The following is a 13271-nucleotide window of genomic DNA, read 5'->3' as shown; positions in this document are numbered from 1 at the left end:
TCGCCTCACGGAGCTTCCATGAACCGCACCTTCGCCCCTGCCCTCGCCGCCGTTCTGGCGCTCGCCGCCTGCGGCCCCGCCGACGCCGACAACGGCGCGGCGCCCGCCAATCCTTCCGCAGCCTCTGGACAGGACATGCCGGCCATCGCTCAGGTCGGATTCAACGATCTGCTGCGCAACCCAGCAGCGCCCTTCATCGGCGCCGAAAACGCCGATGTAACCATCATCGGCTTCGTCGATTACAACTGCCCCTACTGCAAGAAGATGCAGCCGGAGATCGACGGCCTGCTGAAGGCGGACCCCAAGGTGCGCGTCCTGTACAAGGACTGGCCGATCTTCGGCGACGTCTCGGAGACCGCCGCCCGGACCGCCCTCGCCGCCGGTTATCAGGGCAAATACGAGGCCGTCCATAACGCCTTCATGCTGTCGCCGTGGCGCATCGGCGACCAGGCGGACATCACGCGTCTGGTCCAGTCGGCCGGCGTGGACATGGCGCGCCTGAATCAGGACCTGGCCGATCACCGCGCAGACATCGACGCGGTGCTCGACCGAAACGGCCGAGAAGCGGCGGCCCTGGCCCTGCAGGGCACGCCCGCCTTTATCATCAACGGCAATCTGATCCCCGGCGGCATGCCCCAGGCGCAACTCGAAGCCGTGATCGGTCGTATCCGCTCCGGACAACCGCTGCGCTGAGACTGACCATGACCACCCTGACCCTGCTCCAGCTGAACGACCTGCACGGCTATCTCGAGCCGCATCCCGAACTGGTGCGCACCGAAGGCGGCTGGCGGGTCGAACGGCTGGGCGGGGTCGCCCGCATCGCCCGTCTCTTCGAAGAGGCGCGCGCCGAAGGTCCGTGCCTGACCCTGGATAACGGCGACACCTTCCATGGCACGCGGGTCGCCGTCGCGAGCCGGGGCGAGGCGCTGGTTCCGATCATGAACGCCCTGAAGATCGACGCCATGACGGCGCACTGGGAGTTCGCCTATGGCCCGGCGGGGTTCAAGGCTTTGGCGGCGCGACTGGAGTATCCCGTCCTGGCCGCCAATGTCTTTCGCAAAGATGACGGCGCGCCGGTGTTCGACGGGCGATGGGTGTTCGAGCGCGGCGGTCTGAGGATCGGCGTGATCGGCCTGGCCTGCCCTATCGTCGACAAAACCATGCCCCCCGCCTTCTCTGAAGGCGTGCGGTTTGAAATGGGTGTGGCCGAAGCCCGGGAGCAACTGCACCAGCTCCGCGAGGAGAAGGTCGATCTGGTCGTCCTGCTGTCCCACCTGGGCTTTCCGCAGGATCTCAAGCTGGCCGCCGAGACGCCGGGCGTCGACGTGATCCTGAGCGGCCACACCCATAACCGCCTGCACGAGCCGGCCCGCGTCGGCGACACCCTGATCATTCAGTCCGGCTGCCACGGCGCCTATATCGGCCGGCTGGACCTGGAGATCGCAGACGGCCGCGTGTCCCTGCGCCGCCATCGGCTCATAGCCGTGGACGCTGGCCCCCAAGACGATCAAGTCGCCGGCTTGGTGGAGACGGCCCTGGCTCCCGAGCGGGAACGTCTGGCGCGCGTCATCGCCCGCACGGCCATCCCCCTTCACCGCTACGCCATGGCCAGCGCGCCGATGGACGACGTCCTGCTGGCGGCTGCGGCGCAGGCGGCGGGCGTGGACATCGCCTTCTCGAACGGCTGGCGATACGGCGCGCCCGTCGCACCGGGCCCGGTCACTCTGGGCGACCTCTACAATATGGCGCCGATGAACCCGCCCATCTCGCGCACGACGCTGACCGGAGCCGAGTTGAAGGCGATGCTGGAAGAGAATCTTGAGCGCACCTTCGCCGCCGACCCCTACGCGCAGATGGGCGGCTACATCAAACGCTGCCGGGGCCTCACGGCCTTTGTGAAGCTGGAGAATCCCAAGGGGCAGCGCCTTGATCGCCTGCTGGTCGGGGACCGCCCTGTCGAGCCGGAGGCGGACTATCCGGTGGCCTTCGTCACCGCCCAGGGGGTGCCCGAACGTTACGGGCGAGACCGCCGGACGCTCGACATCGACACTGTGGGCGCGCTTGAATCCTGGTTCGCCGACCATACGCCCGGCGAGACCGATCTGCCTGCGAGCGTCCTCATCATATGAAGGAACACCTTATGGACTCCGTCGCCGCCCGCGACTTCTGGAACAGCCGCTATGACCGCCAGGACTATCTGTTCGGCGAGACGCCCAACGCCTTTCTGGCCGCTCAGATCGCGCGGCTCCAGCCCGGCATGACCGCTCTGGCGGTCGCCGATGGCGAGGGGCGAAACGGCGTGTGGCTCGCCGAACAGGGTCTGGCCGTCACCACCACGGATATCGCCCCACGCGCGATCGAGAAGGCCCTCGCCCTGGCCGAGCGACGCGGGGTCACACTGGACGCTCAGGTGGCGGACCTCGAGACCTGGGCCTGGCCGCAGGACGCCTTCGACGTCGTGGTCGCCGTCTTCATTCAGTTCGCCCCGCCTCCCCTGCGCGACCGAATTTTCGAGCGTATGAAGGCGGCCGTGAAGCCTGGCGGCCTGATCCTGCTGCAGGGCTATCGGCCGGAACAGATCGCCTATGGAACGGGCGGCCCGGGGCAGGTCGAGAACCTCTACACCGAGGCGCTGCTCCGCGACGCCTTCGCCGACTTCGACATCCTGCATCTGAATAGCCACGACAGCGACGTCTCCGAAGGCGCCGGCCATAGCGGCCGGTCCGCCCTGATCGATCTCGTCGCCCGCCGTCCCTGACCCCCAGCGCCCGCACACCGGAACCCGCCATGAAAACCCTCCTCCTCGCCCTGTCCCTGGCCGCCTCCCTGGCGGCCTCCCCAAGCTTCGCCCAGGCTGTCTCTGGCTTCGGCGGCTTCAAGCCCCTGCCCGAGGCCGGCGAACAGGCGGATCCGTCGCGCGTCTATCGGGTCATCTTCGACGTCTCCCAGGGCGGTCCGGACGACAGGCCGCTGAAGGGGCTGGATCGCGTTGCGCGGCTGGCGAATATGCTGGCGGCGGGCGGCGTGGACGCCGACCAGCGTCAGATCGTCGTCGTGTTACACGGCGCAGCCACCCCTGCGGTCCTGTCCGACGCCGCCTGGGCCGCGCGAGGCAAGGGCGACGCCAATCCCAACAGCGCCCTGATCCGCAGCCTCATCGCCGCCGGCGTCCAGGTTCGGCTGTGCGGCCAGGCCATGGCGGGGAACGGCATCGCGCAAGCCGACCTCGAACCGGGCGTGAGCGTCGATCTCGCCGCCCTGATGACGGTCATCCACCACCAGCAGGCTGGATATGCCCTGGTTGTGAACTGACGGCTCGGCATAGACGGAACCTTCCCTGGCCATAAGAACTATTATTTTGTGTAAGTGTGTATGTAAGTGTTCAATGGGGCGTCTGAAGGAGACATCGACATGACCGGACTGCCCCGCCTCAACGAACCCGCCCCCGACTTTCACGCCCGCACCACGCACGGGGATCGCAGCCTGGCCGATTACCGCGGCAGATGGCTGATCCTCTTCTCCCATCCGTCGGACTTCACCCCGGTCTGCACGACCGAGTTCATCGGCTTCGCCAAGCACGCGGATGAGTTCGCCGCCATGAACTGCGAGCTCCTGGGGCTCTCCATCGACAGCATCTTCTCGCACCTGGCCTGGACCCGGAACATCAAGGAGAAGTTCGGCGTCCAAATCCCTTTCCCCATCATCGAGGATCTGAAGATGGAGGTGGCCCAGGCCTACGGGATGATCCACCCCGGGGCGGCCGACACCTCGGCTGTTCGCGCCACCTTCCTGATCGATCCGGAAGGCAAGCTGCGCGCCATGGTCTACTATCCCATGAGCAATGGCCGCAGCATCGAAGAGTTCGTTCGGCTGCTCACCGCGCTCCAGGCGTCCGACGCCAACGGGGTCGCGACGCCTGAGAACTGGCGCCCTGGCCAACCGGCTATCGTCCCTCCGCCCAAGACCGCCGAGGCGGCCGAGGCTCGCGCTTCCGAGGGTTACGTCTACACCGACTGGTATTTCTCGACGCGCGACCTCCCCGACGCCCCGAAAGCCGCCTGATCGGACGCTGGCCGGACCGCGCAAGCGGTCCGGCCCTTTTCTTCGCAAACCAAACGGAGCCATCATGCAGATCATCGACCACGGCGGAGCGCGCATCGCGGCGCTCCACGACAAGAAGACCGGCAGTTGGCAATATGTCGTCTCCGACCCGGTCAGCCGCAAATGCGCGATCATCGATCCGGTCTGGGATTTCGACGAGAAGGCGGCGGCGACCTCGACCCGCAACGCCGACGCCATCCTGGACTACGTCAAGGCGGAAGGCCTGACGGTCGAATGGCTGCTGGACACCCATCCACACGCCGATCACTTTTCGGCCGCGCCCTATCTCAACGAGAAGCTGGAGGCTCCAACCGCCATCGGCGAGAAGGTCATCGGCGTCCAGAGGTTGTGGAAGGACATTTACGGCCTGGACGACGAATTCCCGACCGACGGTCGCCAGTGGGACCGTCTCTTCCAGGCCGGTGATACGTTTGCTGTCGGCGACCTGACGGGGCGGGTCATCTTCTCCCCAGGCCACACCCTGGCGTCCATTACCTATGTGATCGGCGGCAACGCCTTCGTCCACGACACCCTGATGATGCCCTATGCCGGCACCTCGCGCGCCGACTTTCCGGGCGGCGACTCCAAGGCCCTCTACCGAAGCATCCAGGACATCCTGGCCCTGCCCGAGGAGACCGGCGTCTTCGTCGGCCACGACTACGGTCCCGATGGCCGCGAGCCCGCCTGCTTCAGCACCGTGAGAGAGCAGAAGGCGGACAACATCCATGTCGGCGGCGGACGCGGAGAGGCGGATTTCGTGCGGCTTCGCGACGGCCGGGATGCCACCCTTCCCCTGCCGAACCTGATGCTCTACGCGCTTCAGGTGAACATCCGCGGCGGAGTGCTGCCGCCACCCGCCGAGGACGGCCGCATCTATTTCAAGATCCCCGCCAATCACTTCGCCCCGCCCCAGGAGAACTCTTGATGCGTCTGTCCACACTGGCGTTGGCCGCCCTATTGAGCGCAACGGCCCTGGCCGCCCACGCCCAGACGCCCGCCGATCCTCTTCATGTCTACGGCCCGGGCGGCCCCGCCCCCGCCATGCGCGAAGCGGCGAAGGCCTATGAGGCGCGCACCGGTCGCGCCGTGGCCGTGGTCGCCGGACCCACGCCCCAATGGCTGGACCAGGCCAAGGCGGACGGCGACCTGATCTTCTCCGGCTCCGAGACGATGATGACCGACTTCGTCAGCGCTCTGGAGGGCCGCATCCGCGTCGAGGCGGTCGAGCCGCTCTATCTGCGCACCGCCTCCATTCTCGTTCGCCCGGGAAATCCGAACGGCGTCGGCGGCCTGGAAGATCTCTTCCAGCCGGGTCGCCGAGTCCTGGTCGTCAACGGCGCGGGCCAGAACGGCCTGTGGGAGGACATGGCCGGTCGCACCGGCGACATCGCCAAGGTGCGCGCGCTGCGTCGCAACATCGTCGTCTACGCCCGCAACAGCGCCGAGGCCCGACAAGCCTGGATCGACGACCCGACGCTGGACGCCTGGATCATCTGGGGCATCTGGCAGGTCGCCAATCCGGACCTCGCTGATGTGGTCGAGGTCGAAGAGCCCTATCGCATCTACCGCGACGCCGGCGCCGTTGTGACCGAGACCGGCCGCCAGGACGCCGACGCCCAGCCGTTCCTCGAATTTTTGAAGTCCGACGAGGGGGCCGCCATCTTCGCGCGTTGGGGCTGGCGGACCGGCCAACCTTAAGCCTGCCTTAAGGTGAACCCCGCGGTGTCGGCGGCATGGCCAACCGTCGCTCCTGTACCTTGAACCGCCGACACCTGCTCGCGGCGGCCGCAGCGCCGCTCTGGCTCTCGACGACCGCGCGAGCCGTATCGGCGCCCGCCGCGTTGAACATCACCGCCCTGACCGCAGCCTTCTACGCCGCCCGCGGCGGACGCCCTGCCTGGGCGGGGCCAGCGCGCCGGCAAGCCATGGACGCCTTGGCCCTGGCGGACCGCCACGGTCTATCCGCGCCCGACGGTCTGGCCCTAAGTGAAGCCGAACTGACCCAGGCCGTCCTGACCCTGGCCGAGGCGCTCGCCCATGGCCGGGTCGACCCGGCATCGGTGGAGACGCTTTGGGAGATGGGTCGCAACCAGGTCGATACGCCGCCGCTGCTGGCGACGGCGGTCGACGACGGAACGTTGGCCGAGACGATGGCGGGCCTCGCGCCCCAGGACCGCGGCTATCAGGGCTTGTGCGACGGCTTCCTCCGCTATCGCGCCATCGCCGACCGCGGCGGCTGGCCGCCCTTCGCCCTGGGCGCGACGATCGAACCGTTTGCGTCCGACCCCCGTCTTCCCGCCCTCCTGCCGCGCCTTCGGGTGGAAGGCGATCTGAGCGACGCCGCCGCCGCGATGATCGGCCCGTCTGGCGGTGACTACGGGTCGGTGCTGCAAGAAGCCGTTCGGGCGTTTCAGGTGCGCCACGGTCTGGAGGCAGACGCCCGCATCGGCCCGGCGACCCAGCGGGCGCTGTCGATTTCGGCCGAGGCCCGTGCCCGCCAGATCGCGCTCAATCTGGAACGCCGCCGTTGGCTGAAGCGGGACGTGGCCCCGGAACGGATCGAGGTGAACACCGCCGCCTCCATCATGGTCTACTGGAAGGACGGTCGGCCCGTGCATTCGATGCGGGTCGTGACGGGTGACGCCGACAATGCGACGCCCAGCCTCGAACGGCCCTTCGCCTCGGTCGTCGCTAATCCGCCCTGGACGGTGCCGACCTCCATCGCCCAGCGCGAGATCCTGCCGCGTGGCGCCGGCTATATGCGGGCGAACAACATGACGATCCAGAACGGCATGGTGGTTCAGCGCGCGGGTCCGAATGCCGCCCTGGGCCAGGTCAAGTTCGAGCTTCAGGACAGCTACGCCATCTTCCTGCACGACACCCCGTCTCGGGGCGCGTTCGACCAGAGCTTCCGCCATCTCAGTCACGGCTGCGTGCGGGTGCAGGACGCCGTCGGCTTCGCCCGCCTTCTCCTGGCGCCCGACCCCGAGAGGCTCGCCCGCTTCGACGCCGCGCTGGACAGCGGCCAGACCGTCCGTGTGGCGACCGGTCGGCCGATCGACGTGCGCCTACTGTACTGGACCGCGTTCCTGGACGGCCAGGGCCGCGTCGCCTTTCGCGATGACATCTATCGTCGCGACACCCGTCTGGCGGAGGCGTTGGGCATCGCCCTGCACCTGCCGCGGCCCGACGACCGGCGCGCCGATGCGGACGACGTCGGCCCCTGACGGCTATTCGGTCGTGCGGCCGTCGAAGTGCTCGTGGTCGGCGGAGGCCTCTTCCACCGTCGCGTGAACCGTCCCGTCGAGATGCTCCGGCGGGCCATAGAGGGTGTAGAGCCGAAGCGGCTCGGACCCCGTGCTGACCACATTGTGCCGGGCGCCCTGAGGGACGATGACCCCGTCGTCCGCCTTCACGGCGTGACGAACGCCATCGATCCAGATTTCGCCCTCGCCCGCCTCGATGCGGAAGAACTGGTCGCGGTCGTCGTGGACCTCTTCGCCGATCTCCTGACCGGCCGGAATGGCCATGAGGACGAGCTGCATATTGTGGCCGGTGTAGAGAACACGGCGAAAGTCTGTGTTCTCTTCCGTCAGACGTTCGATATTGTCGATGAAGCCCTTCACGAGAGTCTCCTGTGCGGGTTGGCCGTCAGCGACGTGCGACGGCGGTGATGCGCGCGAACTGAGCCGTGTCGCCGCGCGCCGGCGTCGATGGGCGGGGCGCCGGGGCGGCGACGCGGGCGCCGACCGCCTTCGCATCGCCGCAGAAGATTTCGTACAGCATGCCCATCACCGCCTGGGCCCGCTCGTCGGCGATCGAATAGAAGATCGAGCGCGACTGACGACGCGTCTTGACCAGACCGTACTGGCGCAGCTCAGCCAGCTGCTGGGACAGAGCCGGCTGTTTGATGCCCAGGTCCGCCTCGAGCTGCCCCACCGAACGTTCCTCCTCGGCGATATGGCACAGGATCAGCAGCCGGTTGGCGTTGGCCAGCTGGCGCAACAGCTCTGCGGCCTCCGGCGCCTTTTCCTTCAACCGCTCCATGGCGGCCGCTTGATCGTCGGTCATGCGCGGCGCTCGCGATAGTACCAGGGCGCATCGCCTTCACCGTCGGCGATGGCGGCGTCCAGGGTGGTGGCGGCCGGCTCCAGCAGAGCGTCGCCGGGCATCCAGCCCGCCGGCGTGGAGGCCGCCTCGCGGTCCGAGGTCTGCAGGGCGGTGACGAGACGTAGCAGTTCATCAACCGAGCGGCCGATGTTCATCGGGTACCAGCTGATGGCGCGCACCACGCCTTCGGGATCGATCACGAAGGTGGCGCGCACCGTCGCGCTGTCGCTCGAGCCGGCGTCCACCATGCCGAAGGCGTGGCCGATGGCCATGGAGGGATCCTCGATGATCGGGAACGGCACCTTCACGCCGAAGCGGCGATAAATGTCCTTCAGCCAGGCCAGGTGCGAATACAGACTGTCGACCGACAGGGCCATCAAATCGCAATCGATCGCCGCGAAGGCGTCCGACTGCCGGGCCAGGGCCACGAACTCGCTGGTGCAGACCGGCGTGAAGTCCGCCGGATGCGAGAACAGCACCAGCCAGCGGCCGCGATAGTCGCTCAGGCGCTTTTCGCCCTGCGTCGTGCGCGCGCTGAAGTCCGGCGCCGTGTCGTTGATGCGCAGGGCGCGCATTGCGGGGGGATAGGCGGCTGGCCCGGTGTCGATCGTTTCCATAGCCGCAAGCTAAGCGCTTCCCACCGTTTCCGCTACATTAAAATACATACTTGCACGAACCATGAATGGGTATATGTGTTGAGTCACCGAAACGGAGACACGCCATGTCCTCGCCCATCCCCGATCCCGCCCGCGACCACGCCGCCGACATCGTGCGCGCCGCGCTGGGCAATCCTCGCCAACGCCCTGTCGTCAGGTCATTCTTCGACGAGGCCACCTTCACCGTCAGCCATGTCGTGCGCGATCCCGGCTCCGACGTCTGCGCCATCATCGACAGTGTGCTGGACTACGATCCAGCGTCCGGCCGCACCGCGCACGACTCGGCCGACGCCCTCATTGATTACGTGAAATCCGAAGGTCTCACGGTCCAGTGGCTGTTGGAGACCCACGCCCACGCCGATCACCTGTCGGCGGCCCCCTATCTCCAGGAAAAGCTCGGAGGGCAGCTAGCCATCGGCCATGAGATCCTCACCGTCCAGGCGGTGTTCGGCAAGATCTTCAACGAAGGGACCGACTTCCGCCGCGACGGCAGCCAGTTCGACCATCTGTTCAACGACGGCGACGGGTTCGAGATCGGCGGGCTGAAGGCCACGGTGCTGCATGTGCCCGGCCATACCCCTGCCTGTCTGGCCTATGTCATCGGCGACGCTGTCTTTCCCGGCGACACCATGTTCATGCCCGACTACGGCACGGCGCGCTGCGACTTCCCCGGCGGCGACGCCGGGACCCTGTACCGCTCGATCCATCGCCTGACCTCCCTGCCGGACGAGGCGCGGGTCTTCCTGTGCCACGACTACAAGGCGCCGCCGGGCCGGACCGAGTTCGCCTGGGAGACCACCATCGGCGCCCAGCGCACTGGCAACATCCATATTCGCGACGGCGTCAGCGAGGACGAGTTCGTCGCCATGCGCACCCAGCGCGACGCGACCCTGCCGATGCCCAAGCTGATCCTGCCGTCGGTCCAGGTGAACATGAACGGCGGCCGCCCGCCCGAGCCCGAGGACAACGGGGTGCGCTACCTCAAGGTCCCGCTGAACGCGCTGTGAGGCGAGACCCTAATGCTTGAGCCCCTCCCCTTCGTCTGGCCCCTGGCCGGCGGCCTGCTGGTCGGCCTGTCCGCCGGTCTCTACCTGTTGCTGAACGGGCGCGTGGCCGGAATCTCCGGCCTGACCGCTGCGGCGACCGGCCTGTCGAAAGGCGCGCCGCGTACCCTGGCCCTGCTTTTCATCGCCGGCCTGCTGGGCGGCGCGGCCTTGGCCTCGGCGCTGATCCGCAGGCCCGAGGTGCAGATCACCTCGGACATCTGGCTGCTGGTGCTCGGCGGCCTGATCGTCGGCTTCGGCACCCGCTGGGGCTCGGGCTGCACCAGCGGCCACGGCGTCTGCGGCCTGGCCCGCCTGTCGCCCCGCTCCATCGTCGCCACCGGCGTCTTCATGGCGGTTGCGGCCCTGACCGTCTTCGTCACCCGCCACCTGTTGGGAGGCCTGGCATGAACCGGCTGATCGTCGCCGTCCTGTGCGGCCTGCTGTTCGGCGCCGGCATGGTGGTGTCCGACATGATCAACCCGGCCCGCGTCCTGGCCTTCCTGGATGTAACGGGCGCCTGGGACCCCTCGCTGGCCTTCGTCATGGGCGGAGCGCTGATCCCCTCCGCCATCGCCTATCTGATCCGCCGGCGCATGGATGCTCCGGTCGCGGCCGAGACCTTTCACGTCCCCGAGAGCCGGACCATCGACACCCCCCTGGTCGGCGGGGCCGTCCTGTTCGGCCTGGGCTGGGGGCTGGTCGGCCTGTGCCCCGGCCCGGCGCTGGCGGCCCTGACGACCGGCGCCTGGCAGGCCTTCGTCTTCGTCGGCGCCCTCGTGGCCGGCATGGCGCTGTTCCGCCTGACGCTCGACCGAAACGCCTGAACCAGAAAAGACCCTAGGGAGACAATGCCATGGATATCCGCCCCCTGGACGAGGCCCTATCCGCCTCGCCCCAGATCGCCCCGGAAGACCTGCCCGCCATCGCGGCCCAGGGTTTCCGGTCGGTGATCTCCAACCGACCCGACGGCGAGGAGCCCGGCCAGCCCACCGCCGAGGCTCTGCGCCAGGCCGCCGAGGCCGCCGGCCTCGCCTTCGCCCACGTTCCCGTGGTCGGCGGCGCCATCTCCGACCAGGACGTGGCGGATTTCCGCGAGGCTCTGGCTGACCTGCCCCAGCCCGTGTTCGGTTTCTGCCGCACCGGCACGCGCACGACCATCCTGTGGGCGCTCACGAACGCCGCCTCGGAGAGCCCAGATCATCTGATCGCCCGCGCCAAGACCGCAGGCTACGACCTCGGCGCCCTGCGTCCCCGTCTTGAAGGAGCCGCGTCATGAGCGCCCAATACGCGCCCCTGGAGTCCTGCGATGTCCTGATCGTCGGCGGCGGATCCGCCGGCATCGCCACGGCCGCCAGCCTCCTGCGCCGCCGCACGGGCCTCGACGTCCGCATCATCGAGCCGTCCGAACATCACTATTATCAGCCCGGCTGGACCATGGTGGGCGCCGGCGTCTTCACGCCCGAGCGGACCCGGCGCCGCACCGAGGATCTGATCCCCCAAGGCGCCCAGTGGGTGCGGGGTTCGGTCGCGGCTTTCGACCCCATCCACGATCGCGTCGAACTGACCGACGGCCGCTGGATCGGCTATCGCATGCTGGTCGCGGCGCCGGGACTGAAGCTGGACTGGGGCGCCATTCCGGGCCTGGCGGAAACGCTCGGGCGCAACAACGTCACCTCCAACTACGGCTATGAGACCGCGCCCTACACCTGGAAGCTGGTGCAGGCGATGCAGAGCGGCCGGGCGATCTTCACCCAGCCGCCCATGCCGATCAAATGCGCCGGCGCCCCGCAGAAGGCCATGTATCTGTCGGCCGATCACTGGCGCGACCACGGCCGAAACGACATCGAGATCGAATTCCACAACGCCGGGCCCGTGCTCTTCGGGGTCAAGGACTACGTCCCGGCCCTGATGGAATATGTCCGCAAATACCGCATCGACCTGAACTTCGGGTCGAAACTCGTCGCGGTGGACGGCCCGGCGCGGATCGCGACCTTCGCCGTGACGGGTGCGGACGGCGAAGTGCGCCAGGCGCGGCGCGAGTTCGACTTCCTGCACGTCTGCCCGCCGCAGACCGCGCCGGACTTCATTCGCGAAAGCCCGCTGGCCGCCGAAAGCGGCTGGATCGAGGTGGACGACGCCACCTTGCGCCACAAGCGGTTCGAAAACGTCTTCGGCCTGGGCGACGCCTGCTCGGCGCCCAACGCCAAGACCGCTGCGGCCGCCCGCAAACAGGCGCCCGTCGTGGCCGAGAACATCCTGTCGCTGCTGGACGGCCAGCCGATGCGGGCGGTCTATGACGGCTATGGCTCATGCCCGCTCACGGTCGAGCGCGGCAAGATCGTCCTGGCCGAGTTCGGCTATGGCGGCAAACTTCTGCCCAGCTTCCCGAAATGGATGCTCGACGGCACGAAGCCGACCCGTCTGGCTTGGCACCTGAAGGCTCAGGCCCTGCCCGAGATTTATTGGCTGGGCATGCTGAAGGGCCGCGAATGGCTGGCCAGTCCCGAGCACGTCGAGCCCGCGATCCAACCTCGTCCCGCCGTCGCCTGAGCCGGATCATGGACCTGTCCCCGCTGCAGTACGGCCTCGGCGCCGGCGCCGGCTCGCTGGTCGGCTTCACCCTCGGCCTGGTCGGCGGTGGCGGGTCCATCCTGGCCGTGCCGCTGATCGTCTATCTTGTGGGGGTCAAGGATCCGCATCTGGCGATCGGCACCAGCGCCTTCGCCGTCGCGGCCAACGCCTTCGCCAATCTGCTCAACCACGCGCGCCACGGCACGGTGAAATGGAAGATCGCCGGCCTGTTCGCCTTGGCCGGCGTCTTCGGCGCCTTTCTCGGCTCCAGCCTGGGCAAGGCGGTTGACGGTCAGAAGCTGCTGGCTCTCTTCGCCGCGCTGATGCTGGTGGTCGGGGTGCTGATGCTGAGAGGCCGCTCGGCCTCGGGGGACCCCGACGTGGTGCTAACGCCGGGCAATGCGCCGAAGCTCGTGGGAGCCGGCGCCCTGACAGGGATCATGTCCGGCTTCTTCGGCATCGGCGGCGGCTTCCTGATCGTCCCTGGCCTGATGGTCTCGACCCGCATGCCCATCTACTATGCGGTCGGCTCGTCGCTGGTCGGCGTGACGGCCTTCGGCCTGACGACGGCCTTCAACTACGCCCTGGACGGCTGGGTCGACTGGCCACTGGCGGCCGTCTTCATCGGCGGCGGGGTGTTGGGCGGTCTGGTCGGCGCACGGCTGGCCAAGGCCCTGTCAGGACAAAAAGGCCTATTGAACACAGTGTTCGCCGGGCTGATCTTCGTCGTCGCCTTCTATATGCTTTACCGCAGCGCCGGCGCGCTCGGCCTGATCGGGTGAGACCA

General features: G+C 68.0%; 17 protein-coding genes. 14 read left to right on the top strand and 3 right to left on the bottom strand.

Going from position 1 to position 13271, the window contains the following annotated elements; genetic code table 11:
* The first annotated feature begins 18 nt into the window (after positions 1–18).
* The 8 genes from B4A39_RS13380 to B4A39_RS13345 all read left to right on the top strand — a co-directional run bounded on the left by B4A39_RS13380 (position 19) and on the right by B4A39_RS13345 (position 7328).
* A complete protein-coding gene (locus tag B4A39_RS13380) occupies positions 19–693 on the top strand; it encodes a DsbA family protein (RefSeq protein ID WP_292037010.1) in 675 nt (224 codons plus the stop codon).
* Between the two features lie 8 nt (positions 694–701).
* Positions 702–2129: a bifunctional metallophosphatase/5'-nucleotidase gene (locus B4A39_RS13375; protein ID WP_228184663.1), complete on the top strand. Its 1428-nt coding sequence runs from the start codon at positions 702–704 to the stop codon at positions 2127–2129.
* Between the two features lie 11 nt (positions 2130–2140).
* Entirely contained in the window at positions 2141–2758 is a 618-nt protein-coding gene (locus B4A39_RS13370) for an SAM-dependent methyltransferase (RefSeq protein ID WP_040349367.1), read from the top strand.
* Positions 2759–2787: 29 nt separating this feature from the next.
* Positions 2788–3312 carry a DsrE family protein gene (locus B4A39_RS13365; RefSeq protein WP_008262231.1) on the top strand — a complete coding sequence of 175 codons (525 nt, stop codon included), beginning with the start codon at positions 2788–2790 and terminating at the stop codon, positions 3310–3312.
* Positions 3313–3411: 99 nt separating this feature from the next.
* A complete protein-coding gene (locus tag B4A39_RS13360; protein ID WP_040349365.1) occupies positions 3412–4062 on the top strand; it encodes a peroxiredoxin in 651 nt (216 codons plus the stop codon).
* Between the two features lie 64 nt (positions 4063–4126).
* Positions 4127–5026, top strand: coding sequence for an MBL fold metallo-hydrolase (locus tag B4A39_RS13355; protein ID WP_008261237.1), 900 nt, complete (start codon positions 4127–4129; stop codon positions 5024–5026).
* A complete protein-coding gene (locus B4A39_RS13350; RefSeq protein WP_292037005.1) occupies positions 5026–5799 on the top strand; it encodes a substrate-binding domain-containing protein in 774 nt (257 codons plus the stop codon). The genes B4A39_RS13355 and B4A39_RS13350 overlap by 1 nt, the downstream gene beginning before the upstream one ends.
* 35 nt (positions 5800–5834) lie before the next feature.
* Positions 5835–7328 carry a L,D-transpeptidase family protein gene (locus B4A39_RS13345; RefSeq protein ID WP_292037003.1) on the top strand — a complete coding sequence of 498 codons (1494 nt, stop codon included), beginning with the start codon at positions 5835–5837 and terminating at the stop codon, positions 7326–7328.
* A 3-nt stretch (positions 7329–7331) separates the two neighbouring features.
* Here B4A39_RS13345 and B4A39_RS13340 read toward each other — a convergent pair whose 3' ends face one another.
* The 3 genes from B4A39_RS13340 to B4A39_RS13330 are packed head-to-tail and all read right to left on the bottom strand — an operon-like array spanning position 7332 to position 8828.
* A complete protein-coding gene (locus B4A39_RS13340) occupies positions 7332–7727 on the bottom strand; it encodes a cupin domain-containing protein (RefSeq protein WP_292037001.1) in 396 nt (131 codons plus the stop codon).
* Positions 7728–7752: 25 nt separating this feature from the next.
* Positions 7753–8172, bottom strand: a complete 420-nt coding sequence (locus B4A39_RS13335) for an ArsR/SmtB family transcription factor (protein WP_008259045.1) — start codon at positions 8170–8172, stop codon at positions 7753–7755.
* Positions 8169–8828, bottom strand: coding sequence for a peroxiredoxin (locus B4A39_RS13330; protein ID WP_292036998.1), 660 nt, complete (start codon positions 8826–8828; stop codon positions 8169–8171). Before B4A39_RS13330 ends, B4A39_RS13335 begins: the two co-directional genes overlap by 4 nt.
* Before the next feature lie 104 nt (positions 8829–8932).
* Here B4A39_RS13330 and B4A39_RS13325 point away from each other — a divergent pair, with 104 nt between their 5' ends.
* From B4A39_RS13325 to B4A39_RS13300, 6 genes are read left to right on the top strand one after another with little or no spacing between them, the layout of a single operon-like run.
* Positions 8933–9874: an MBL fold metallo-hydrolase gene (locus B4A39_RS13325; RefSeq protein ID WP_228184659.1), complete on the top strand. Its 942-nt coding sequence runs from the start codon at positions 8933–8935 to the stop codon at positions 9872–9874.
* Between the two features lie 12 nt (positions 9875–9886).
* A complete protein-coding gene (locus B4A39_RS13320) occupies positions 9887–10321 on the top strand; it encodes a YeeE/YedE family protein (protein ID WP_228184658.1) in 435 nt (144 codons plus the stop codon).
* Positions 10318–10737 (top strand): DUF6691 family protein, encoded by a 420-nt coding sequence (locus B4A39_RS13315; protein ID WP_228184657.1) that lies wholly within the window; start codon positions 10318–10320, stop codon positions 10735–10737. Before B4A39_RS13320 ends, B4A39_RS13315 begins: the two co-directional genes overlap by 4 nt.
* A 29-nt stretch (positions 10738–10766) precedes the next feature.
* On the top strand, positions 10767–11189 hold the full coding sequence (locus B4A39_RS13310) for a TIGR01244 family sulfur transferase (protein WP_228184656.1): 423 nt from the start codon (positions 10767–10769) through the stop codon (positions 11187–11189).
* A complete protein-coding gene (locus B4A39_RS13305; RefSeq protein WP_292036996.1) occupies positions 11186–12463 on the top strand; it encodes an NAD(P)/FAD-dependent oxidoreductase in 1278 nt (425 codons plus the stop codon). Before B4A39_RS13310 ends, B4A39_RS13305 begins: the two co-directional genes overlap by 4 nt.
* An 8-nt stretch (positions 12464–12471) precedes the next feature.
* On the top strand, positions 12472–13266 hold the full coding sequence (locus B4A39_RS13300; protein ID WP_008264059.1) for a sulfite exporter TauE/SafE family protein: 795 nt from the start codon (positions 12472–12474) through the stop codon (positions 13264–13266).
* The last annotated feature ends 5 nt before the right edge of the window (positions 13267–13271 follow it).

Origin of the sequence: Brevundimonas sp. UBA4553 (assembly GCF_002387245.1) — a bacterium.
GTDB lineage: Bacteria > Pseudomonadota > Alphaproteobacteria > Caulobacterales > Caulobacteraceae > Brevundimonas.
Note: the sequence above shows the minus strand (reverse complement) of the source record. Positions and strands in the feature narration are given on the sequence as shown.

What these genes read in the sequence shown, in the direction of transcription:
- B4A39_RS13315 (WP_228184657.1), top strand. Translation starts at nt 10,318, where the DNA reads ATGAACCGGCTGATCGTCGCCGTCCTGTGCGGCCTGCTGTTCGGCGCC.
- B4A39_RS13380 (WP_292037010.1), top strand. Translation starts at nt 19, where the DNA reads ATGAACCGCACCTTCGCCCCTGCCCTCGCCGCCGTTCTGGCGCTCGCC.
- B4A39_RS13345 (WP_292037003.1), top strand. Translation starts at nt 5,835, where the DNA reads ATGGCCAACCGTCGCTCCTGTACCTTGAACCGCCGACACCTGCTCGCG.
- B4A39_RS13335 (WP_008259045.1), bottom strand. Translation starts at nt 8,172, where the DNA reads ATGACCGACGATCAAGCGGCCGCCATGGAGCGGTTGAAGGAAAAGGCG.
- B4A39_RS13305 (WP_292036996.1), top strand. Translation starts at nt 11,186, where the DNA reads ATGAGCGCCCAATACGCGCCCCTGGAGTCCTGCGATGTCCTGATCGTC.
- B4A39_RS13360 (WP_040349365.1), top strand. Translation starts at nt 3,412, where the DNA reads ATGACCGGACTGCCCCGCCTCAACGAACCCGCCCCCGACTTTCACGCC.
- B4A39_RS13320 (WP_228184658.1), top strand. Translation starts at nt 9,887, where the DNA reads ATGCTTGAGCCCCTCCCCTTCGTCTGGCCCCTGGCCGGCGGCCTGCTG.
- B4A39_RS13375 (WP_228184663.1), top strand. Translation starts at nt 702, where the DNA reads ATGACCACCCTGACCCTGCTCCAGCTGAACGACCTGCACGGCTATCTC.
- B4A39_RS13350 (WP_292037005.1), top strand. Translation starts at nt 5,026, where the DNA reads ATGCGTCTGTCCACACTGGCGTTGGCCGCCCTATTGAGCGCAACGGCC.
- B4A39_RS13300 (WP_008264059.1), top strand. Translation starts at nt 12,472, where the DNA reads ATGGACCTGTCCCCGCTGCAGTACGGCCTCGGCGCCGGCGCCGGCTCG.
- B4A39_RS13365 (WP_008262231.1), top strand. Translation starts at nt 2,788, where the DNA reads ATGAAAACCCTCCTCCTCGCCCTGTCCCTGGCCGCCTCCCTGGCGGCC.
- B4A39_RS13355 (WP_008261237.1), top strand. Translation starts at nt 4,127, where the DNA reads ATGCAGATCATCGACCACGGCGGAGCGCGCATCGCGGCGCTCCACGAC.
- B4A39_RS13325 (WP_228184659.1), top strand. Translation starts at nt 8,933, where the DNA reads ATGTCCTCGCCCATCCCCGATCCCGCCCGCGACCACGCCGCCGACATC.
- B4A39_RS13370 (WP_040349367.1), top strand. Translation starts at nt 2,141, where the DNA reads ATGGACTCCGTCGCCGCCCGCGACTTCTGGAACAGCCGCTATGACCGC.
- B4A39_RS13330 (WP_292036998.1), bottom strand. Translation starts at nt 8,828, where the DNA reads ATGGAAACGATCGACACCGGGCCAGCCGCCTATCCCCCCGCAATGCGC.
- B4A39_RS13310 (WP_228184656.1), top strand. Translation starts at nt 10,767, where the DNA reads ATGGATATCCGCCCCCTGGACGAGGCCCTATCCGCCTCGCCCCAGATC.